Source organism: Chromobacterium sp. CV08 (genome assembly GCF_051129845.1).
Lineage (GTDB): Bacteria > Pseudomonadota > Gammaproteobacteria > Burkholderiales > Chromobacteriaceae > Chromobacterium.
The window spans coordinates 4,844,064-4,864,111 of sequence record NZ_CP150453.1 but is presented as its reverse complement, the minus strand read 5'-3'; the positions used below and the strand labels follow the sequence as shown (position 1 = coordinate 4,864,111).

21 protein-coding genes are annotated in these 20,048 nt (G+C 66.3%); 13 read left to right on the top strand and 8 right to left on the bottom strand.

The window, feature by feature from the left end; all coding sequences use genetic code 11:
* The first annotated feature begins 331 nt into the window (after window positions 1-331).
* The 13 genes from rpmH (at window position 332) to WNM05_RS22260 (ending at window position 11,828) form a co-directional block, all read left to right on the top strand.
* Window positions 332-466, top strand: coding sequence for a 50S ribosomal protein L34 (gene rpmH, locus WNM05_RS22320; RefSeq protein ID WP_021477546.1), 135 nt, complete (start codon window positions 332-334; stop codon window positions 464-466).
* A 4-nt stretch (window positions 467-470) separates the two neighbouring features.
* Complete coding sequence (gene rnpA / locus WNM05_RS22315) at window positions 471-836, top strand: ribonuclease P protein component (protein ID WP_434631263.1); 366 nt, start codon at window positions 471-473, stop codon at window positions 834-836.
* Window positions 812-1,021, top strand: a complete 210-nt coding sequence (gene yidD, locus WNM05_RS22310) for a membrane protein insertion efficiency factor YidD (RefSeq protein WP_101709984.1) — start codon at window positions 812-814, stop codon at window positions 1,019-1,021. The genes rnpA and yidD overlap by 25 nt, the downstream gene beginning before the upstream one ends.
* A gap of 19 nt (window positions 1,022-1,040) precedes the next feature.
* Window positions 1,041-2,663: a membrane protein insertase YidC gene (yidC, locus tag WNM05_RS22305; RefSeq protein WP_434635187.1), complete on the top strand. Its 1,623-nt coding sequence runs from the start codon at window positions 1,041-1,043 to the stop codon at window positions 2,661-2,663.
* A 337-nt stretch (window positions 2,664-3,000) separates the two neighbouring features.
* Window positions 3,001-4,353 carry a tRNA uridine-5-carboxymethylaminomethyl(34) synthesis GTPase MnmE gene (gene mnmE / locus WNM05_RS22300; RefSeq protein ID WP_434631260.1) on the top strand — a complete coding sequence of 451 codons (1,353 nt, stop codon included), beginning with the start codon at window positions 3,001-3,003 and terminating at the stop codon, window positions 4,351-4,353.
* Between the two features lie 371 nt (window positions 4,354-4,724).
* Complete coding sequence (locus WNM05_RS22295) at window positions 4,725-5,180, top strand: hypothetical protein (RefSeq protein WP_434631258.1); 456 nt, start codon at window positions 4,725-4,727, stop codon at window positions 5,178-5,180.
* 90 nt (window positions 5,181-5,270) lie between these two features.
* Window positions 5,271-5,477 carry a hypothetical protein gene (locus WNM05_RS22290; protein WP_011137947.1) on the top strand — a complete coding sequence of 69 codons (207 nt, stop codon included), beginning with the start codon at window positions 5,271-5,273 and terminating at the stop codon, window positions 5,475-5,477.
* Between the two features lie 82 nt (window positions 5,478-5,559).
* Window positions 5,560-5,865 (top strand): hypothetical protein, encoded by a 306-nt coding sequence (locus WNM05_RS22285; RefSeq protein ID WP_434631256.1) that lies wholly within the window; start codon window positions 5,560-5,562, stop codon window positions 5,863-5,865.
* 5 nt (window positions 5,866-5,870) lie between these two features.
* Complete coding sequence (locus WNM05_RS22280; RefSeq protein ID WP_434635186.1) at window positions 5,871-7,961, top strand: peptidase domain-containing ABC transporter; 2,091 nt, start codon at window positions 5,871-5,873, stop codon at window positions 7,959-7,961.
* Window positions 7,962-7,975: 14 nt separating this feature from the next.
* A complete protein-coding gene (locus WNM05_RS22275; protein ID WP_434631253.1) occupies window positions 7,976-8,695 on the top strand; it encodes a YIP1 family protein in 720 nt (239 codons plus the stop codon).
* 6 nt (window positions 8,696-8,701) lie between these two features.
* Window positions 8,702-9,916 carry an efflux RND transporter periplasmic adaptor subunit gene (locus WNM05_RS22270; RefSeq protein ID WP_434631251.1) on the top strand — a complete coding sequence of 405 codons (1,215 nt, stop codon included), beginning with the start codon at window positions 8,702-8,704 and terminating at the stop codon, window positions 9,914-9,916.
* The gene (locus WNM05_RS22265) at window positions 9,913-10,602 is read left to right on the top strand and encodes an ABC transporter ATP-binding protein (RefSeq protein ID WP_434631248.1); all 690 of its coding nucleotides are present in this window, start codon (window positions 9,913-9,915) and stop codon (window positions 10,600-10,602) included. The genes WNM05_RS22270 and WNM05_RS22265 overlap by 4 nt, the downstream gene beginning before the upstream one ends.
* Window positions 10,599-11,828, top strand: a complete 1,230-nt coding sequence (locus tag WNM05_RS22260) for an ABC transporter permease (RefSeq protein WP_434631246.1) — start codon at window positions 10,599-10,601, stop codon at window positions 11,826-11,828. The genes WNM05_RS22265 and WNM05_RS22260 overlap by 4 nt, the downstream gene beginning before the upstream one ends.
* Before the next feature lie 57 nt (window positions 11,829-11,885).
* Here WNM05_RS22260 and WNM05_RS22255 read toward each other — a convergent pair whose 3' ends face one another.
* The 8 genes from WNM05_RS22255 to WNM05_RS22220 all read right to left on the bottom strand — a co-directional run bounded on the left by WNM05_RS22255 (window position 11,886) and on the right by WNM05_RS22220 (window position 20,002).
* Complete coding sequence (locus WNM05_RS22255; RefSeq protein WP_434631243.1) at window positions 11,886-12,074, bottom strand: hypothetical protein; 189 nt, start codon at window positions 12,072-12,074, stop codon at window positions 11,886-11,888.
* Between the two features lie 166 nt (window positions 12,075-12,240).
* Entirely contained in the window at window positions 12,241-13,500 is a 1,260-nt protein-coding gene (locus WNM05_RS22250) for a glycosyltransferase family 9 protein (RefSeq protein WP_434631240.1), read from the bottom strand.
* Window positions 13,501-14,252: 752 nt separating this feature from the next.
* On the bottom strand, window positions 14,253-14,993 hold the full coding sequence (locus WNM05_RS22245; RefSeq protein WP_434631237.1) for an ABC transporter permease: 741 nt from the start codon (window positions 14,991-14,993) through the stop codon (window positions 14,253-14,255).
* Window positions 14,990-15,919: an ABC transporter ATP-binding protein gene (locus WNM05_RS22240; protein WP_434631234.1), complete on the bottom strand. Its 930-nt coding sequence runs from the start codon at window positions 15,917-15,919 to the stop codon at window positions 14,990-14,992. Before WNM05_RS22240 ends, WNM05_RS22245 begins: the two co-directional genes overlap by 4 nt.
* Complete coding sequence (locus tag WNM05_RS22235) at window positions 15,916-17,058, bottom strand: ABC transporter permease (RefSeq protein ID WP_434631231.1); 1,143 nt, start codon at window positions 17,056-17,058, stop codon at window positions 15,916-15,918. Before WNM05_RS22235 ends, WNM05_RS22240 begins: the two co-directional genes overlap by 4 nt.
* Window positions 17,059-17,074: 16 nt before the next feature.
* Window positions 17,075-17,992, bottom strand: coding sequence for a glycine betaine ABC transporter substrate-binding protein OsmF (osmF, locus tag WNM05_RS22230; RefSeq protein WP_434631228.1), 918 nt, complete (start codon window positions 17,990-17,992; stop codon window positions 17,075-17,077).
* Window positions 17,993-18,132: 140 nt separating this feature from the next.
* A complete protein-coding gene (locus WNM05_RS22225; protein WP_434631226.1) occupies window positions 18,133-18,432 on the bottom strand; it encodes a GIY-YIG nuclease family protein in 300 nt (99 codons plus the stop codon).
* On the bottom strand, window positions 18,419-20,002 hold the full coding sequence (locus WNM05_RS22220; protein WP_434631223.1) for a TerC family protein: 1,584 nt from the start codon (window positions 20,000-20,002) through the stop codon (window positions 18,419-18,421). The genes WNM05_RS22225 and WNM05_RS22220 overlap by 14 nt, the downstream gene beginning before the upstream one ends.
* Between the last annotated feature and the right edge of the window lie 46 nt (window positions 20,003-20,048).

Genomic DNA, 20,048 nt, shown 5'->3' with positions numbered 1-20,048 from the left:
TACATATACGCAAGTGAAAGCGAAAAACCCGCTGCGGGCACAGGGCTTGCAACAGCGGGAGGAGCCGCATGCGGCGCGGGCGCAACAGGCGCGCAGGCGGCGGATATTCGGCATGGAAGCGGCCGGCAGGCTGCGGTGGTGGAACGCGGCGGGCAGCGGGCCCTGGTGGCGTTCATTTGTTGTGCAGCCGGACGGCAACGGTAAACCCAGACATTCTAACGGTTTTTTGCAAAGTTATCCACAGGGTCGGAGAAAATTCCTCGTTGACAAAGCGGCGAATATCGAGTCAAATCACGCGTTTATTTCCGTTTCGAAACAGGAAACCCATATCATGAAACGTACTTACCAGCCCTCCAACACCCGTCGCAAACGCACCCACGGCTTCCTGGTCCGCATGAAGACCCGCGGCGGCCGCGCCGTCATCGCCGCTCGCCGCGCCAAGGGCCGCAAGAAGCTGGCCGTATAAGTCCTTGTCGGCTTACCGCTTCCGCCGTGCGCACCGGCTATTAAAAACGGATGAGTTCTCATCCGTTTTTAGTTTGCGGCAGCAGCGCAGCAATGCGTTCTTCCAGGTGTACGCCCGCGCCAACGGCCTGGACCACGCCCGTGTCGGGCTGGTGGTCGGCAAGAAGGTCGCCAAGCGGGCGGTGCGCCGCAATTACATCAAGCGCTGCGTGCGCGAGTGGTTCCGCCTGAACCAGCATGGCCTGGGCGGCGTGGACTACGTAGTGCGCGCCAAGACGGCGTTTACCCGCGAACAGCGTGCCGAAGCTGTAACGGCTTTGCAGGCCTTGTTTGCTAAACTGGCACGATGTCGCGCATCCTCATCCTCCTGATCCGTTTCTACCAGCTGGCGATCAGCCCGTGGCTGGCACCGCGTTGCCGCTTCCAGCCCACCTGTTCCAGCTACGCGATCGAGGCGGTGAGAAAACACGGCGCACTGAAGGGCGGCTGGCTGGCCGCCCGCCGCATCGGACGTTGCCACCCCTGGGGCGGCAGCGGCTATGACCCGGTTCCCTGAACTTTCCGGTATCGAGAAGATGGATTCCAAGCGACTGATAATCTTTGTTCTACTGTCTGTGGGCATCCTGTTTGGGTGGAATGAGTACTTCATGCCCAAGCACGCCCAGCAGCAGGCGGCCAAGACCGAGGCCGCGGCCAGCGCCGCGCAGCCGGTCGACGGCAACAAGCTGACCCATGGCCAGCGCATCCGCGTCAAGACCGATGTGGTCGAGGCCGAGATCGATACCGTGGGCGGCGACCTGCGTTCGCTGAAGCTGCTGAAGCACGGCGCCGCCGAAGACCACAATCAGCCGTTCCAGCTGTTCGAGGATGACGCCAAGCGCACCTATGTGGCCCAGACCGGCCTGGTGGCGGCGAGCAACCCGGCGCTGCCGACGCACAAGACCGTATTCACCGCCGAGAAGTCCAGCTACGAGCTGAACGGCGACAAGCTGGAGGTGAAGCTGACCGCCCCGGACGCCAACGGCGTCAAGGTGAGCAAGGTCTACACCTTCGGCAAGGGCAGCTACGAGATCGGCGTCCGCTACGACATCGTCAACGGCGGCACCGCCCCGGTGGCGCCGATGGCCTACTACCGCCTGCTGCGCGACAGCCAGGCGCCGGAAGGCGAGGGCCGTTTCGCCCACACCTACACCGGTCCGGCCGTCTACACCTCCGAGCACAAGTTCCAGAAGGTCAGCTTCGACGACCTGGCCAAGGGCAAGGGCGACTACGCCAAGACCACCACCGACGGTTGGGTGGCGATGGTGCAGCACTACTTCCTGTCCGCCTGGGTGCTGAAGCCGCTGGACGGCAAGAGCGTGTGCAAGGACGAGCGCGCCTGCCGCTTCGAGCTGAGCCAGACCGGCGGGCTGAATTCCGCCGCCGCGCTGGTGGACTACGCCGCCATCGCCCCGGGCAAGAGCCTGAGCGTGTCGGTGCCGCTGTACGCCGGTCCGGAAGAGTACAACCTGATCTCCAAGGTGGCCGACGGGATGGAGTATGCCAAGGACTTCGGCATGTTCTACATCTTCGCCTCGCCGCTGTTCTGGCTGCTGGTGAAGCTGCACGCGCTGGTCAGCAACTGGGGCTGGGCCATCATCCTGCTGACGCTGACGGTGAAGGCGGTGTTCTACCCGCTGACCGCCGCCTCCTATCGTTCGATGGCCAAGATGAAGGCGCTGGCGCCGCGTCTGGAGCGGATGAAGGAGCAGTACGGCGACGACCGCATGAAGTTCCAGCAGGCGGTGATGGAGATGTATAAGACCGAGAAGGTCAATCCGCTGGGCGGCTGCCTGCCGATGCTGATCCAGATCCCGGTGTTCATCGGCCTCTATTGGGCGCTGCTGGCGTCCGTCGAGCTGCGCGGCGCGCCGTGGGTGCTGTGGTACACCGACCTGGCCCGTCCGGATCCGTACTACATCCTGCCTGCCATCATGGCCGCCACGATGTTCCTGCAGACCTTCCTGAACCCGCCGCCGGCCGACCCGATGCAGGCGAAGATGATGAAGATCATGCCGCTGGCCTTCTCGGCGCTGTTCTTCTTCTTCCCGGCCGGCCTGGTGCTGTACTACGTGGTGAACAACGTGCTGTCGATCGCGCAGCAGTGGTTCATCAACAAGCAGATCGCCAACAGCAACAAGGCGGCGCTGCAGTCCTAAGCGACCCGTCCTAATTGCTGATCGAACCCGGCCACTGGCCGGGTTTTTTGCTGGATAATTGAAGAAGAGCAGCTAGCAGAACCCCTGATCCCGCGTTGCGCCTCCTTGCCGTACCATGTGTATTGTCTGCGTCGGCGCGCCTTGGCTCAGGCGCTCTGCGTAGCCGCTCTAAATGAATTCGCCGCGGGCATGGAGCCGATGCGGAGCATGAGCGCAAGGCGGCCTCCCTCTCCCCTCGCGGGAGCGGGCCGGGGAGAGGGGCGATGCCGACTCTCGATGTCCGATGTCCGCCCGTGTACCCGCCCGCCGTCCGCGGCCAAGCATCCAAGGAATGCCGATGAATCTCAGCTACACCCCCGCCACCATCTGCGCCGTCGCCACCGCTCCGGGGCGCGGCGGCGTCGGCGTGATCCGCGTGTCCGGCAAGGACCTGCTGCCGTTCGCGCAGGCGGTCTCCGGCGGCAAGACGCCCAAGCCGCGCTACGCGACCTATACCGACTTCGTCGACGCCGAGGGCCAGGCGCTGGACAACGGCCTGATGCTGTTCTTCCCCGGCCCCAACAGTTTCACCGGCGAGGATGTGATCGAGTTGCAGGGCCACGGCGGGCCGGTGGTGCTGAAGATGCTGCTGTCGCGCTGCGTGGAGTTGGGCGCGCGGCTGGCCGAGCCGGGCGAGTTCACTAAGCGGGCCTTCCTGAACGACAAGCTGGACCTGGCCCAGGCCGAAAGCGTGGCCGACCTGATAGACGCCAGCAGCGAGACGGCGGCGAAGAGCGCGCTGAAATCGCTGAAGGGCGCGTTCTCGCGCGAGGTGCACGGCCTGGTGGACGAGCTGATCAATCTGCGCATGCTGGTCGAGGCGACGCTGGACTTCCCGGACGAGGAGATAGACTTCCTGAAGCAGGCCGACGCGCTGGGCCGGCTGCAGCGGCTGCGCGCGCACCTGGTCGGCGTGCAGGCCACCGCCAAGCAGGGCGCCATCCTGCGCGAGGGCATGCATGTGGTGCTGGTGGGCCAGCCCAATGTCGGCAAGTCCAGCCTGATGAACGCGCTGGCCGGCGACGACGTCGCCATCGTCACCGATATCGCCGGCACCACGCGCGACACGGTGCGCGAGGAGATCGTCATCGACGGCGTGCCGGTGCACGTGATCGACACCGCCGGCCTGCGAGACACCGACGACGTGGTGGAGAAGATAGGCATAGAGCGCACCTGGCAGGCGGTGGAGCGCGCCGATCTGGCGCTGCTGCTGGTGGACAGCCGCGAGGGCCGGACCGCCGAGGTGCAGTCTATCCTCGAGCGGCTGCCGCCGGCGCTGCCCAGGGTGCAGGTCTTCAACAAGGTGGACCTGTCCGGCGAGGCCGCCGGCCTGTCGGAGCTGGACGGCCATCCGCTGGTCAGGCTGTCGGCCCGCACGCACGAGGGCGTCGACATCCTGAAGGCCAAGCTGTTGGAGATGATAGGCTACAGCGGCGCCGACGAGGGCGTGTTCCTGGCGCGCCAGCGCCACCTGGACGCGATCGCCCGCGCCGCCGACCACCTGGAACTGGCCGAGGCCGACTGGGAGCAGGTGGAGATCTTCGCCGAGGAATTGCGGATGGCGCAGAACGCGCTGTCCGAGATCACCGGCGAGTTCAGCGCCGACGACCTGCTGGGCGTGATCTTCTCGCGCTTCTGCATCGGCAAGTAGACCCCGCAGCCCGCCGCGTCCCTGCGGACGCCCGTACGCAAAGCCCCGCCAGCCGGGGTTTTTTTCATTCCGGGCGTCCTGCGTGATTTATATATCTAAAAATATCATAGTACTGATTTTGATATTCCCAGTTGACATAAAAACTTCGACTGAATACCATGGGCTTCAATAAATGACGTGAGTATAAAAATGCAGATGGAATTCAATTTGAAGAAATAATTAATTGATATCTATTGATATTTTTTACTCCGTTTCAGAGCGATATCAATTCCGGGAAATATTTTTATCTGAACGCGATGGAGCCAGACGACATTTTTCCGGCCGGTGCGCGCGGCTTGTTCCGGCGCGAGGTTTTCGAGCGAAAGACGGCCGTGGAACCGGAGCCGGAGCCTTTCGAGCCCAAGTGGCGGATATGCCTTGTAGCCTCCCTGGTGACGGCGCTGCTGGTGGCGGGCCTGGCGATGCTGGACCAGGCGCGGCAGTACCGCTTGTGCGGGCAGCGCGACGGCGATGACGGGGTGGGCGAGCCATTTTTTGTCACTTTTTATGCTAACGGCAAATCTGCGGCGGGGGTCGCGCCGGGGCGGGCGGTGCGCATGCGTTACCACCAGGGCATGTCCCCGCCGTCGCCGCCGCTTGTCGGCGTGGTCGTCGACGTCGGGCGAGGCCGGCCCGATCCGCGGCAGGCAGGGGTCTGCCTGCGGCGCTGGCAGGACGGCGGGGCCGACTACCGGATACGGGTGCGCCTGCCGCCGGGCGGCTTCGGCGCCGGCGCCGGCGGTTGGGTCAGCGGCGTGCCGCAGGCCGGTCCCGCCTTCCCGGGCTGAGCCCGATTGATCGCAGCAGGATTTCGGCCATCCGGCCGGGCGGTAACGGCCTTCCGCAGACAAGGCCGATTCAACTGAAGGAAGTAGAGCATGGCAATCCGTGAAGTTTCGATGCAGCAACTGGAAGACATCTCCGGCGCCGGCGCCGGCTGCCAAGACCTGGTCAGCGGTTTCTACGGCGGCCTGGGCGGCGTGCTGGGCGCGGCCGGCGGCCCCGCCGGCGCAGTGCTGGGCGCCACGGCCGGCGCCGGCGTCGGCGGCTGGGTGGGCCGTCGCCTGTGCAGCTATCTGGACTGATGCGCGCCGGCTAGCGCGGCTCGCTCCGGCCGGTGCCGGAGCGGCCGCGCGGCCGTATCGGAAATGCCAACGGAGGATGTCCATGTACTGGTCTGTACAACAATTGCTGGCCGCCGAGGTCGAGTCCGAACAGGAGCGGGCCAGCCTCGCCCGCGCGCTGCGCCGCCGCGACGGCCTGGGCATGGCGTTGAGGGTGGCCGGCGCGATGGCCGGCGTCGTCCTGCTGGGGCTGTTGCTGGACCGCTTGCAGTGGTCGCCGGGCGGGGCCGAGAGATGGCTGTTGCAGGTGCCGGCGGTGCTGCTGTGGCTGAAGCTGGCCGACCTGGCCTATCTGAACCTGCTGCTGCCGCGCAGGCTTTGGCGCTTTCGCAAGCGGGACGCGGCGTGAAGGTCATGCTGCAGGCGGAGGCCGGAGAGTGCGGCCTGGCCTGCCTGGCCATGGTCAGCGCGCGGCTGGGGCGCCACCTGAGCCTGGCCGAACTGAGGCAACGCTTCCGCGTCAGCGTCAAGGGCGCCACCCTGGCCCAGCTGGCGCGGCATGCGGCCGAGCTGAGCTTGCGCGCGCGGCCGGTCCGGCTGGAGCTGGAGGATCTGCCGGACCTGGCGCTGCCGGCCATCCTGCATTGGGATCTGAACCACTTCGTGGTCTTGCATGCGGTCCGGCGCGACTGGCGCGGCCGCGTGACGCTGACGGTGCTGGACCCGGCGCTGGGACAGCGCCGCCTGAGCCTGCAGGCGGCGTCGCCGCATTTCACCGGCATCGCGCTGGAGCTGGCGGCGGCCGCCGATTTCGAGGCCGGCGGCCGTCCGCCGCGGGCGTCCTGGCGCGAGCTCTTGGGACAGGCGCCGGTCTTCCGCCGCGCCATCGTCCAGCTCGGCATCCTGGCGATCGCGCTGGAGATCTTCGCGCTGGTGGCGCCGCTGTTCAACCAATACCTCGTAGACGAGTTGCAGGACGGCGTCGATCCCGGCGTGCTGACGCTGCTGGCCTGCGGTTTCGCCGGCGTCATCGCGACGCAGGCGCTGATCCACTGGGCCCGCAGCGGCCTGCTGATCCGTTGGAGCGCCGAGCTCGGTTATCGCTGGACGCACAAGCTGCACGCCCATCTGATCCGCCTGCGCGCGTCCTTCTTCGAGACCCGGCCGCTGGGGGACCTGGCTTCGCGTTTCGGCAGCGCCACCGCGCTGGAGGCGGCGCTGGCCTCGCTGCTGGTGGAGAGCGTGATAGACGGCATGATGGCGCTGCTGGCGATGGCGATGCTGGCCTGGTACAGCCCGGCCTTCTGCGCGGTCGCGGCCGCGTCGGCCGCGCTGTATGCCGGCCTGAGGCTGTTGTCCTATCCGCGGCTGCAGGACGCGGCGCTGCACCGGCTGTATGCCGGCGCCAAGGAGCACGGCCATTTTCTGGAGACCGTCCGCGCGATTTCGGCGGTGAAGCTGTTCGGCCGGGAGGCGGCGCGGCTGGCCGACTGGAGCCGGCTGAAGCGGGCGCAGATAGGCAGCGAGCAGCGCGCCCAACGCCTGAGCGCGCTGTGCAAGCTGGCCAACGTCACGCTGCTGCGCGCGCAGGCGCTGGCGCTGCTCTACGTCGGCGCGCTGCAGGTGCTGGAGCGCCGGCTCAGCATAGGCATGCTGATGGCGGCCAGCCTGTACGCCGGCACTTTTTCCGGGCGGGTGTTCCAGTTGCTGGACAGCTGGGTGGACATCCGGCTGCTGGGCCTGCACGCCGGCCGCCTGGCCGATCTGTTGGGCGAGCCGCCGGAGGCGGACGATGCCGGGGCGGCCGAGACGACGCCGGCGCAGGGGCGCTTGTCGCTGCGCGGGGTCAGCTTCCGTTACGGCGAGGGCGAGCCCTGGGTGCTGCGCGATGTCAGCCTGGACATCCCGCCGGGCCAGAGCGTCGCGCTGACCGGACCTAGCGGCGGAGGCAAGACCACGCTGGCCAAGATCCTGCTGGGCCTGCTGCAGCCGCAGAGCGGCGAGGTGCTGGTGGACGGCGTGCCGATCGCGCGGCTGGGAGCGGGCCGGCACCGAGCCTTGATCGGCACGGTGCTGCAGGAGGACACGCTGCTGTCGGGCAGCCTGCTGGGCAATATCAGCTTCTTCGACGAGACGGTCGATTACGCCCGCGTCGCCGCCTGCGCGCGGCAGGTAGGCATGCACGAGGACATCCTGGCGATGCCGATGGGCTACCACACCCTGGTCGGCGAGCAGGGCGCCGGCCTGTCCGGCGGACAGCGCCAGCGCCTGCTGCTGGCGCGGGCATTGTACAAGCGGCCCAGCATCCTGTTGCTGGACGAGGCGACCAGCCATCTGGACATCGGCAACGAGCGGGCGATAGGCGAGGTGCTGGCGGGGCTCAGGCTGACGCGGGTGATGGTGGCGCACAGGCCGGAGACCATCGCCACGGCGGAGCGCGTGCTGGTGCTGGCCGACGGCCGGGTCGACGAGGCCGCGGCGGAACTTTTCACTGAATGTTTTTGATACGGACGCTCATCATGAATCAGACTTCTGTTCTCGCAGACCCGGCGGCGGCGCCGGGGCAATGGCGGCTATTGGCCGGCATCGTGCAAAACCCGGTCCAGGCCTTCAGGCAGATCGCGGCGCGGCCGCGCAGCCTGCTGCCGTTGTCGCTGATCGTCGCCGGCACCGCGCTGCTGTATCTGTGGTACTACGGCTGGGTCGACTTTGCCTGGCTGCGCGAGCGCCTGCTGGACCAGCTGGCCATGCCGGGCAACCGCGAGGCGGCGCTGAAAGCGGTGACCCGCCCGCTGATGCTGGGCTCCAGCATCGCCGGCGCGCTGATCACGCTGCCGCTGAGCTATCTGCTGCTGGCGCTGTATTTCCACGGCGTGGGCAAGCTGCGCGGCCTGGGCATCGGGCTGCGGCAATGGTATGCGCTGGTGGTGTGGTCGTCGACGCCGGCCTTGCTGGCGCTGCTGTCCGGCGCCGTGCAGATACTGGCCGCCAGCGCCGGCCGGCTGGAGCCGTCCCAGCTCGATCCGCTGTCCTTGAACCAGCTGTTGTTCCACCTGGATGTCGGCCATGCCTGGGCCGGCGTGCTGGACAGCGTGGACCTGGGCTCGTTCTGGAAGCTGGCCCTGCTGGCGATAGGCTACAAGACGTGGAGCGGCGACCGCTGGCCCGTCAGCGCCGCGGTGGCCTGGGCGCCGGCCGCGCTGTTCTACGGCGTCTGGATCGCCGTCAAGGCCTGGTGAGCGGATATGAAGCGGAAGTGGTTGGGCCCCGCGCTGCTGGTCGCGGTGGCGGCGCTGCCTTTCGTGGCGCGCGCGTTCAGGCAGGAGACGGTGTACCAGGTGACGGCCGCCGTCGCCGCGACGCGGGAAATCCGCTCGTCGGTGCTGGCTTCCGGCAGCCTGGTCTACCAGGAGCAGGCCCAGCTGTCGTCCGAGGTGACCGGCAAGGTCAGCGCGGTGCTGGTGCGGGAGGGCGACCATGTGCGGGCCGGCCAGCCGGTGCTGAGGCTGGACGACGAGGGCTATGCCGCCGAAGTGACGCAGCAGGCGGCCGCGGTCAGGCAGCAGGCGCTGCAGCAGCGGCAGCAGGCGCTGACGTTGGCGAACCAGCAGTCCGCCTATCGCCGCAAGGAGGCCCTGCACCGGGCCGGCATGGTGGCGGACGCGATGCTGGAGGACGCCCGTTACGCGGTGGACGAGGCCAGGGTGGGCCTGAAGAACGGCGGCGAGCAGCTGCGGCAGAGCGAGGCGGTGCTGGCCCAGGCTAGGCAGCGCGCCGCCAAGACGGTGATACGCGCGCCGATGAGCGGCGTGGTCACCTCGATCGACATCAAGCCCGGCGAGACGGCCATCGCCAGCCAGGTGGGCATGGTCACGCCCAGCCTGATGACGATAGCCAATACCGGCACCATGCTGGTCGAGGCCAATATCGACGAGGCGGACATCGGCGGCGTCGGCAGCGGCCAGCCGGCCAAGGTGCAGCTGGTGGCTTATCCGGGCGCGCCGCTGTCGGCGACGGTGCTGCAGATACCGCTGTCGCCGAAGCGCATGGCCGGCGCGCCCGCCGGCGTGCCGGGCGGACAGGCGCGCAGCTATCCGGTGCGGCTGGCGCTGTCCGGAAGCGGCCGCGGGTTGCTGCGGCCGGGCATGAGCTGCCGGGTGGAAATCTTCACCACGCGGGCCGGCAAGGCGCTGACGGTGCCGCTGCAGGCGGTGTTGTCCGAGGCGGAAACCTCGGCCCGCCGCGATGCCGACGCCGGCGACGGCGAGGCGAGGGTGCTGGTGGTGAAGGACGGCCGGCTGGAGTCGCGGCGGGTCCGGACCGGCGAGTCGGACGACGCCCAGCAGCAGATACTGTCCGGATTGCGCGCCGGCGAACGGGTGGTGACCGGGCCGGCCAAGCTCTTGTACAGCCTGAAGCCGGGCGACGCGGTCTCGGTCCAGGCCGGGAGGCCGTCATGACGCCGCTGATCGAGCTGCGCGGCATCTGCAAGCGCTACCAGCAGGACGGAACGGCGCCGCCGGCGCTGTCGGCGCTGAGTCTCAGCGTCAGCGCCAACGAATACATTGCCTGCGTCGGCGCCTCCGGCTCGGGCAAATCGACGCTGATGAACATCATAGGCTGCCTGGACCGCCCGAGCGCCGGCGAGTACCGGCTGAACGGCGTCGATGTGGCCGGCATGACGGACGACCAGCTGGCCCGGGTGCGCAACCGCGACATCGGCTTCGTGTTCCAGAGCTTCCACCTGCTGCCGCGGCTGAGCGCGCTGGAGAACGTGATGCTGCCGCTGGTCTATGCCGGCGCGCCGGGCGCCGAGCGCGAACGGCGCGCCGCCGAGGCGCTGCGCAGCGTCGGACTGGGCGCGCGGCTGCAGGCCAGGCCCAACCAGCTGTCCGGCGGCCAGCGCCAGCGGGTCGCCATCGCGCGCGCGCTGTGCGCCCGTCCGGCGCTGCTGTTGGCGGACGAGCCGACCGGCAATCTCGATTCCGCCACCGGGGAGGAGATCATGGCCTTGTTCGACCGCCTGCACCAGGAGGGGCACACGCTGATCCTGGTGACGCATTCGGACGAGATCGCCGCCCGTTGCCGGCGGCGGATACGGATGGCCGACGGCCGTCTGGTCGCCGACAGCGGGGAGGCGGCATGACGATGCTGCTCGAATGCTGGCGCAACGGCTGGCGCAGCCTGCGCGGCCATCCGATGCGCAGCCTGCTCAGCGCGCTGGGCATCGTCATCGGCGTCGCCGCGGTGATCGCCGTGATCGCGATCGTGCAGGGACTGTCGCGCTCGGTCAGCGAGAATTTCGACCGCCTGGGCGCCAACAGCCTGAGCGTGGAGGCCAAGACCGAGCTGGAAGAGGCGCTGCAGGGGCGGCGCAATCGCCTGGGCTGGGCCGATTACCGGCAAATCTTGTGGCAGGAGGGCGACACGGCGGCGCTGGCGGCGTCGTTCGCGCCGTTCGGCGACTACGGCGCGACCGTCCGCTACGGCCGCCGCACCGCCTTCGCGGCGGTCAACGCGGTCACCGCTTCCTACCAGACGGTGCAGCAGGCCTTCGTGCGGGAGGGGCGCTTCATCCGCAACAGCGACGACCGCTCCCGGCGCAAGGTGTGCGTGATAGGCAGCGATCTGGCGGCCAAGCTGAAGCTGCCGGAGAGGCCGGAGGGCGAGTTCGTCGAGGTGTCGGGCGAGTGGTACAAGATCATAGGCGTGATGGAGTCGCGCGGCGCGGTCTTCGGCGTCAGCCGCGACAACTATCTGCTGATACCGTTTTCCGCCGGCCAGGCCGCGCTGGCCGACGGCAGCCCGCCCGATTTGTCGATCGCGCTGAACGTCGCCGATCCTGCGGCGCTGGAGCCGGTGCGGCAACGCCTGCGCGCGCTGCTGCGCCGGTTGCACCGGCTGGCGCCGGGCCAGGCCGACGACTTCCGCATTCAGAGCGCCCGCCAGCTGAGCGAGGCCTTCCACGCCATCGTCGACGGCATGAGCCTGGGCCTGGCCGGCATCGTCGGCATCTCGCTGCTGGTGGGCGGGATAGGCATCATGAACGTCATGCTGGTGTCGGTGACCGAGCGGACGCGCGAGATCGGCCTGCTGAAGGCGCTGGGCGCCCGGCGCGCGCACATCCTGCTGCAATTCCTGTCCGAGTCGGTCTGCCTGTCGCTGGCCGGCGGGGCGGCTGGCGTGCTGGGCGGCTATCTGCTGGCCGGCGCGTTCTCGCTGCTGGTGCCGGCGCTGCCGGCGCCGGCGGTGCCGTGGTGGGCCGTCGCGCTGGCGCTGGGCTTCACCGTCACCGTCGGCCTGGTATTCGGCCTGGCGCCGGCGGTCAAGGCGGCCAATCTGGAGCCGGTGGAGGCGCTGCGCTATGAATAGCGCGGCGGGGAACTTGTCCACAGCGAATCCCGCCGGCGATTTTTATCCACAGGCCGCTCAGCCGCGGTGCGACGGACTCAGCCAGTCTCCGAGCCAGCGGAAGGCCTGGTCGACGACGATGGCCAGCAGCGCCACCGGCAGCGCGCCCTGGATCACGTAGGCGGTGTTGAAGCCGGACAGGCCGACGATGATGGGCAGGCCCAGCGTGCGGGCGCCGATACTGCTAGTTGATATGACTCGCGACAATGGATTTTCTACCATGCTGCTGGCCGGGCGTTGGACCAGGGGAGATGGTAGCGGCTGATTTGCTAGCGTGGTTTTGCGCTTCAGCAAAGTAGGCTTGCCCATGAGTTGATTTATCTCTGGAGCAAGCCTGCAGCTTTAGCTAGTCAAGTTCTATATGGAGCAGAACTCATACAGCATTCAGCAATTTGATAGCTTCTTTGGCAACCAATTTTGCACTTATGCTGTTTGTACAGATTGGAATGTCGAACCCAGCAGGACATTTCTCCATCCAGTTGTTAGTTGACCACCAACAGTTTCCGCACTCTTTTGGCAATATGTTTATATTGCTTGGGTAGGAGAACCAGTCTGAATTGGTTGGTCCAAATAGAACTACGCTGCGAACACCTAAGGATGCTGCAATATGAACAAGACCGGATTCGGCATCTATGTGAAGTAGCGATTTTGAGAGCACGGTTGTTGCTTGATCAAAATTAAGCTTGTTTTTGAAATTAATATCAACGCCATCAATGTTCGATCCCGTAGCGCCGCCTAGTTGCACGATCGTGATGTCGCTTCTTTCTTTTTTTATCAAAGAAACAATTTCAGCCCATTTTTCTATTGGAATTGACTTGGTGGGTCTATGGCTTTTTATTGGGAAATTTCCATCCCAGCCATCATGAATGGTAATGTATTTTTTATCTAATAAAATTGAAGGAAGCTCAGATACGAGTTCGATATCCAATCGGTCGCTCGTATACTTGATTCCCAGTGTGTGATGGAGGTATGTATAGCGGCGATGCCCCTGTTTTGTGGCGATGTCCGAAAAAGCGCCATCAAGAGTGGGGTGTAGTCTTATGTATCTATCGTACTTATTTTTTGCGGCGACAGTGTTTGAGAATATGCCAAGTAACTTCGGATGTTTTGCGGTAATTTCTTGGAGGTTGATAGCCCCATCCTCGAAATAGACAAATTGATTTGCAATAAGCGAGAACTGATAGTAGTGCTTGGTTTGATCAAATGCATCTATGTGTATGCATTCTCGAAATCCTTTTATTTTACTAAAGAATGGTCTGATGACTGCGGGAGATTGAAAGTAAATGTCGAATTGATATTCGCCAATGTTGGCAACCAGGTCCCTAGCCATTCTTGCAATGATGACAGCGTCACCTATTCCGCCAGTTATTCTGATGGAAAAAATATTTTGCTTGACTTTCTTCGGCGGAGAAAGATGAATGTTGTTATGCACCGAGTATGAAAGACGAAGTTTGTTTTTGATTTTTTGAAACAGACGTCTTGCAATATGGCTCACTATTTGAGCATTGGATCGCGAAAGGCGCCATTCTTGATAGCGGCCGGAGATTTTTTCTTTTAAAGAAAGGCGATTGGCAACAATCTTTTTTCTATATTCTCTGTGCTTTTCTACAAGACGGAACTTTTTTTGAATCATGGTTTAGGCTTTTGAAAAAGGCGATAAGAAAATATTGGCTTGCCGCCGTAATGCATGGTGATATATCCGGATGGTAATAATAATTAATACAGTGTCTAGTTATTGACTGAAATGGGTCCATTTTACTTGAGAAATGTGATGTCGCACAAATACTCGGTTGATGCTACTGTAGGATCGCTTTGTCGGACAGTCCCAGAGCTGTTGCCTTGACAACGCTTTTGCCTAATAAAGGAGCACTTCCTCAAAGAGATATCCGATCATCGGCAGAGAGGTTCTCCACTAGGCCCTAGTCTATCAAGGAGCTAAATTTGCTTGGATGAAAGTATTGTGTGGCATGTAATGCTGCAATATTTATTTGTAATGACAAAGGCATTTTTGGTTGCTGGCGTAATACGTACTTGTTCTGCATGCTGCAAGATGAAGTAACGATTCTGTTCAGACCGGCTCAGATAGATCGGTTTCTTGAAAATGTTCTTATTCACGGTATAGCAAACTATCGGCAGTTGTTGTTTTTTGGCGAAACTCACGATGAAAAAGCCGAGGTGCCGTCATCGTTTTTGTTGATTACAGGGTATTAAGGTACTGGTGAGAGCGCAATTACAGAATTCCGGTTTACATGGGGATTGGAATGACGTTGTCGTTTTCTGCGCACCTGGCAAGCGTTGTTGTCAACGATAGAGCCATCGACCTTTGTGAAGTTCAATATGACTGGGGGGCGACGTGCAAGTCGCGAGATGGGTATCGATGGCAGGCTATGGTTTGCCAGAGGCCGGAGACTTCTTCAGCCAGTCTCCGAGCCATTGAAAGGCCTGGTCGACGACGATGGCCAGCAGCGCCACCGGCAGCGCGCCCTGGATCACGTAGGCGGTGTTGAAGCCGGACAGGCCGACGATGATGGGCAGGCCCAGCGTGCGGGCGCCGACGGTGGACGCCAGCGCGGCGGTGCCGATATTGATCACCATCGCGGTGCGCACGCCGGCGACGATGACCGGCGCGGCCAGCGGCAGCTCCACGCGCCACAGCATCTGCGCCGGGCTCATGCCGATGCCGCGCGCCGCCTCGCGCGCGTCCTCCGGCACCGAGGCCAGGCCGGCCAGCGCGGCGTGGGTGATGGGCAGCAGGCTGTACAGCGCCAGCGCGACCAGCGCCGGCGCGGCGCCGAAACCGATCAGCGGCACCGTCAGCGCCAGCACCGCCACCGGCGGGAAGGACTGGGCGATGGCCAGCAGCGTCTCCAGCAACGGACGGAAGTCGGCGCCGGCGGGCCGGCCGACCCACAGCGCGGCGGCGATGCCGAGCACGGTCGCGCCGCCGCCGGACAGCGCGACGATGGCCAGATGGGCGAGCAGCAGTTCGGCGAAGCCGTCCTGCCGGTACAGCGGGCGGTCCAGCTCCGGGAACAGATGGTGGAACAGCGGCGCGGCATGCGGCAGCGCTAGCAGCAGCGCGACCAGAGCCAGCGCGGCGGCGACGAGTCCCGCGCGCCGTCTCATGCCGGCGCGCCCAGCAGGTCTTCGAAGCGCAGCGCGCCGATCTCGGCGCCGGCGGCGTCCACCACCGGCAGCGCCGCCGCGCCCTGGACGATGAAGGCGGACAGCGCCTGGCGCAGCGTGGCGTCGACGCGGACGGCGGCGCCGGCGGCGCGTTCGCCGGGCCGCATCCGCTCGGCGACGCGCAGCAGGCCCAAGAGCCGTACGCCGGCCTCGTCGGGCTGGAAGAAGTCGCGGACGAAGTCGTTGGCCGGATGCAGCAGGATGTCGCGGGGGCTGCCCTGTTGCAGCAGGCGGCCCTGGTCCATCACCACGATGCGCTGGCCCAGCAGCAATGCCTCGTCGATGTCGTGGGTGACCAGGACGATCGTCTTGCCGGACAGCCGGTGGATGCGGGCCAGCTCCTGCTGCAGGCTGGCGCGGGTGACCGGGTCCAGCGCGCCGAACGGCTCGTCCATCAGCAGCACGTCGGGATCGGCGGCCAGCGCCCGCGCGACGCCGACGCGCTGCTGCTGGCCGCCGGACAGCTGCTGCGGGTAGCGCCGGCCGAAGTCGGCCGGCAGCCGCAGCAAGGCCAGCAGCTCGTCGACCCGGTCCCGTATCCGCTGGCGCGGCCAGCCCAGGAGCCGCGGCACCGCGGCGATGTTCTCGTCGACGGTCCAGTGCGGGAACAGGCCCACCGACTGTATCGCGTAGCCGATGTGGCGGCGCAGCTTCTCCGGCGGCTGCCCGCGGATGTCGCGGCCGGCGATGCGGATTTCGCCGCTGTCCGGCTCCAGCAGCCGGTTCAGCATTTTCAGCGTCGTCGATTTGCCGGAGCCGGAGCTGCCGACCAGCACCGCCAGCTCGCCGGCGGCCACGTCCAGCGTCAATTCCGACACCGCCTGCCAGCCGTGGAACGATTTGTTGACGGCACGGATTTCTATCATCGGGGCGCGCGCTCCAGCCGCGGGGCCAGCAGTTTGAAGACGGTGTCGCAGCACAGCGTCAGGATCACGATGGGCAGCGTGCCCAACAGCACCTGGTCCGGCGCGCTGGCTGACAGGCCCTGGAACACGATGGCGCCGAAGCCGCCGGCGCCGATCAGCGCCGCCACCGCCGCCAGGCCCACGGCCTGCACCGTGGTGACGCGCAGGCCGGCCATCAGAACCGGCAGCGCCAGCGGCAGCTCCACCAGGCGGAAGACCTGCCACGGCGACATGCCGATGCCGCGCGCGCTGTCGCGGGCGGCGGCCGGCACCTGGCGCAGCGCGGCCAGCGCGCCGTGGGTCATCGGCAGCAGCGAGTACAGCGCCAGCGCGGTCACGGCCGGCGCCAGGCCGATGCCGGCGATGCCCGATTGCGGCCACAGCCGGCCCAGCCAGGCCAGCGGCGCGATCAACAGCGCGAACAGCGCCAGCGACGGCACGGTCTGCAAGGTGTTCAGCAAGGGGAACAGCCAGGCCTCGACGCGAGGGCGGCGGAAGGCCGCCAGCCCCAGCGCCGCGCCCAGCAGCGCCGCCGGCGGCACCGATAGTCCCAGCAGTTGCAGATGGCGCAGCAGCGCCTGCCGGAAGGCGTCGGCGTCGTTGTGGTATTCGCGCAGCAGGGCCAGCGCGTCCAAGCGGCCCGCGGCCAGCAGGGCCAGCGCCGGCAGGCCGGCGGCGCAGACCGCCAGCGCGCGGAGCCGCGGTTTCAGGGCCAGGCCGCGCAGCGCTTCGGCCAGGCAGAGGCCGGCGCCCAGCTGCAGCAGCCAGAAGCCGGCGCCGAAGGCGGTGCGCGAGAGCGCGTCCGGGTCGCCGCCGGCCCGTCGCGCGGCTTCGTTGCCGGCCAGCAGCAACAGTCCGTTGGCGAGCGCGGCGGCGCAAGTCGCCAACAGGCCGTGCAGGCGGCGCGAGTCCGGCAGCCACGGCGCCAGCAGCAGCGGCAGCGCCGGCGCGGCGAGCCAGGCGGCGCCGGGCAGCGCGGACAGGTAGAGCCCCTGGCCGCCGAGCAGGCGGTTGGGCGCGTGGCTGAGCAGCGGGCAGCAGGCGCCGGCCAGCAACAGCATGGCCAGCGCCAGGCGCACCCGATTGCGCGGCCGCATCATGCCGGCGTCTTCGCCGTCACTGGATGAAGCCCTTGCGCTTCAGGTAGCCGGCGGCCACCTGGCGCGCGTTGCGTCCCTCCAGCGCGATGCCGGCGTTCAGCTTCTGCAGCGTCGCCTCGTCCAGCGACTGGAACACCGGCTTGAGCCAGGCGGCGATGTCCGGATGGCGGGCCAGCGCGTCGGCGCGGATGACGGGCGTCGGCGCGTACACCGGCTGCACGCCCTTGGGGTCGGCCAGCGCGACCAGGCCCAGCGCCGCCACCGGGCCGTCGGTGCCGTAGGCCATCGCGGCGTTGACGCCGGAGGTCTGCTCGGCCGCCGCCTTGACGGTGGCCGAGGTGTCGCCGCCGGCCAACGCCAGCAACTGGTCCTGGCGCAGCTTGAAGCCGTAGGCGTTCTGGAAGGCCGGCAGCGCGTCCGGGCGCTCGATGAACTCGGCCGAGGCGGCCAGCTTGAAGCGGCCGCCTCGGTTCAGCCAGGCGCCGAGGTCGGCCAGCGTGCGCAGGCGGTTGGCGGCGGCGACGTCGCGGCGCACGGCGATGGTCCAGGTGTTGTTGGCCGGCGCCGGCGCCAGCCAGACGATGCGGTTCTTGTCGTAATCGAGCTGCTTGACCCGCTGGTAGCCGGCGGCGGCCGATTTCCACGCCGGGTTCTTCTCGTCGGAGAAGAAGAAGGCGCCGTTGCCGGTGTATTCGGGGTAGATGTCGATCTCGCCGGCGGCGATGGCGGTGCGCACCACCTTGGTATTGCCCAGCGACAGCCGGCTCTCGGTCTTGACGCCGTGGGCCTCCAGCACCTGCTGGATGATGTTGCCGAGCAGCGCGCCCTCGGTGTCTATCTTGGAGCCGACGCGGACGGCGTCGGCGGCGTTGGCCGCGGCGGCCAGCAGAACGCCGGCCAATAGCGCGGCGATTCGGGAAACAGTGCCTGGCATGATCCCTCCCGGTGGTGGCCCGGCCGCGGTTGCCGCCGCGGAGCGGACGCGATGACGATGGCGTTCACTATACCGTCCATCGCCTCTCGCAGGCCAGCGCCGGAGGGGAGGGGCGGCCGCGCCGGGCCGAATCGGCCGGCTCAGGCCAGGCCGGCGGCATCGCCGTGGCGGTGCAGGAAATCCCGCTTGGCCGCGGCGGACAGCCGCTTGAACGCGTGCTCGGCCTGCAGCGCGGCCGAGCGGCCGGGGTATTCAATCACCAGCTCGACGGCGATCGGCGGGTTCAGGCGGGTGTAGCGCGCGCCCTTGCCTGCCTGGTGCTGGCGGTAGCGGCGCGCGACGTCGGTGCTGACGCCGGTGTACAGCGCGCCGTCGGCGCAGCGCAGCACGTAGAGGAACCAGGGCCGGGACCGGCCCTGGTCCGGATCAGATGCCGGCATCGAAGCTGTCGGACTGCGGGCTGATCAGCACCCGTTCGGTGCGGTTGCCCTTCTGCGCGGTGACGCGCAGCTTCCACTCGCCGACGGCGACCTCGTCGCCCTCGCGCGGGATGCGCTCCAGGCAGTCCATCAGCAGGCCGGCCACGGTGTGGAAGTCCTCGTCCTCGAAGTCGCCCAGCGTCAGATACTGTTCCAGCGTCACCAGCTCCAGGCTGCCCTCTACGTCGTAGCTGCCGTCAGCGTTGGCGACGATGGCCGGCAGCTCGTGGCGCTCGTGCTCTTCCGGGAATTCGCCGGCGATCGCCTCCATCAGGTCCTTCTGGGTGACGATGCCTTCCAGGCTGCCGAACTCGTTGACGACGAAGGCCATGTCGGCGGCGTGCTGGCGGAAGCTTTCCAGCGCCTTCAGCACGGTGACGGTCTCGGGCAGCACCAGCGGCTGGCGCAGCGCGGCGTCCACGTCCAGCGGACGGCCGTCCAAGAGCTGGGCCAGCAGGTCCTTGCGGGCGACGATGCCCAGCGGCTCGTCTATGCTGCCGTCGCGGATGACGATCAGACGGGAATACGGGCTGTCGCGCAGCGCTTTGCGCTGCGCCGCTTCCGGCTGGCTCAGGTCCAGTCGGTGGATGTCGGCGCGCGGGGTGGCGATGACGCGGATCGGCCGCTCTGCCAGCGTCAGCACGCTGTGTATCATCGCGCGTTCGTTGTGGCCGAAGGCGGTGTCCTCCACCGGCTGCGGGCCGGCCTCGGGCTTGGCCTCGGCGCTGGCGGCGTCGGACAGCCGGCTGCCCATCAGGCTCAGCACCGCGTTGGCGGTGCGCTCGCGGAAGCTCTGCGAGCGGTTCATGTAGCGGATACGGTTGGCCTGCGACACCTGGTTGAAGGCCTCGATCAGCACCGAGAAGCCGATGGCCGCGTACAGATAGCCCTTCGGTATGTGGAAGCCGAAGCCGTCTGCGACCAGGCTGAAGCCTATCATCAACAGGAAGCCCAGACACAGCATCACCACGGTCGGATGGGCGTTGACGAAGGTGGTCAGCGGCTTGCTGGCGGCGATCATCAAGATCATCGCGACGATGACGGCCAGCATCATCACCGGCAGGTGTTCGGACATGCCGATGGCGGTGACGACGGAGTCGATCGAGAACACCGCGTCCAGCACCAGGATCTGGGCGACGACGGTGGCGAAGGCGGCGTAGGCGCGCTGGCCGCTGCTCTTGACGTGGTCGACGCCCTCCAGCCGCTCATGCAGCTCGGTGGTGGCCTTGAACAGCAGGAACACGCCGCCGCCCAGCATGATCAGGTCGCGGCCGGCGAAGCCGACGCCCATGACCGAGAACAGCGGCGTGGTCAGCGTGACCAGCCAGGAGACGCTGGCCAGCAGCAAGAGGCGCATCACCAGCGCCAGCGACAGGCCGACGATGCGGGCGCGGTCGCGTTGTTCGGGTGGAAGTTTTTCGGCCAGGATGGCCACGAAGATCAGGTTGTCTATGCCGAGTACGATCTCGAGGATGATCAGCGTCAATAGGCCCAGCCAGGCGGCGGGGTCGGACAGCCATGAAAAGTCCATGATGGTGTAAAACGTTCCTGTGCGATATAAAAAAGCGGTAAAAGCG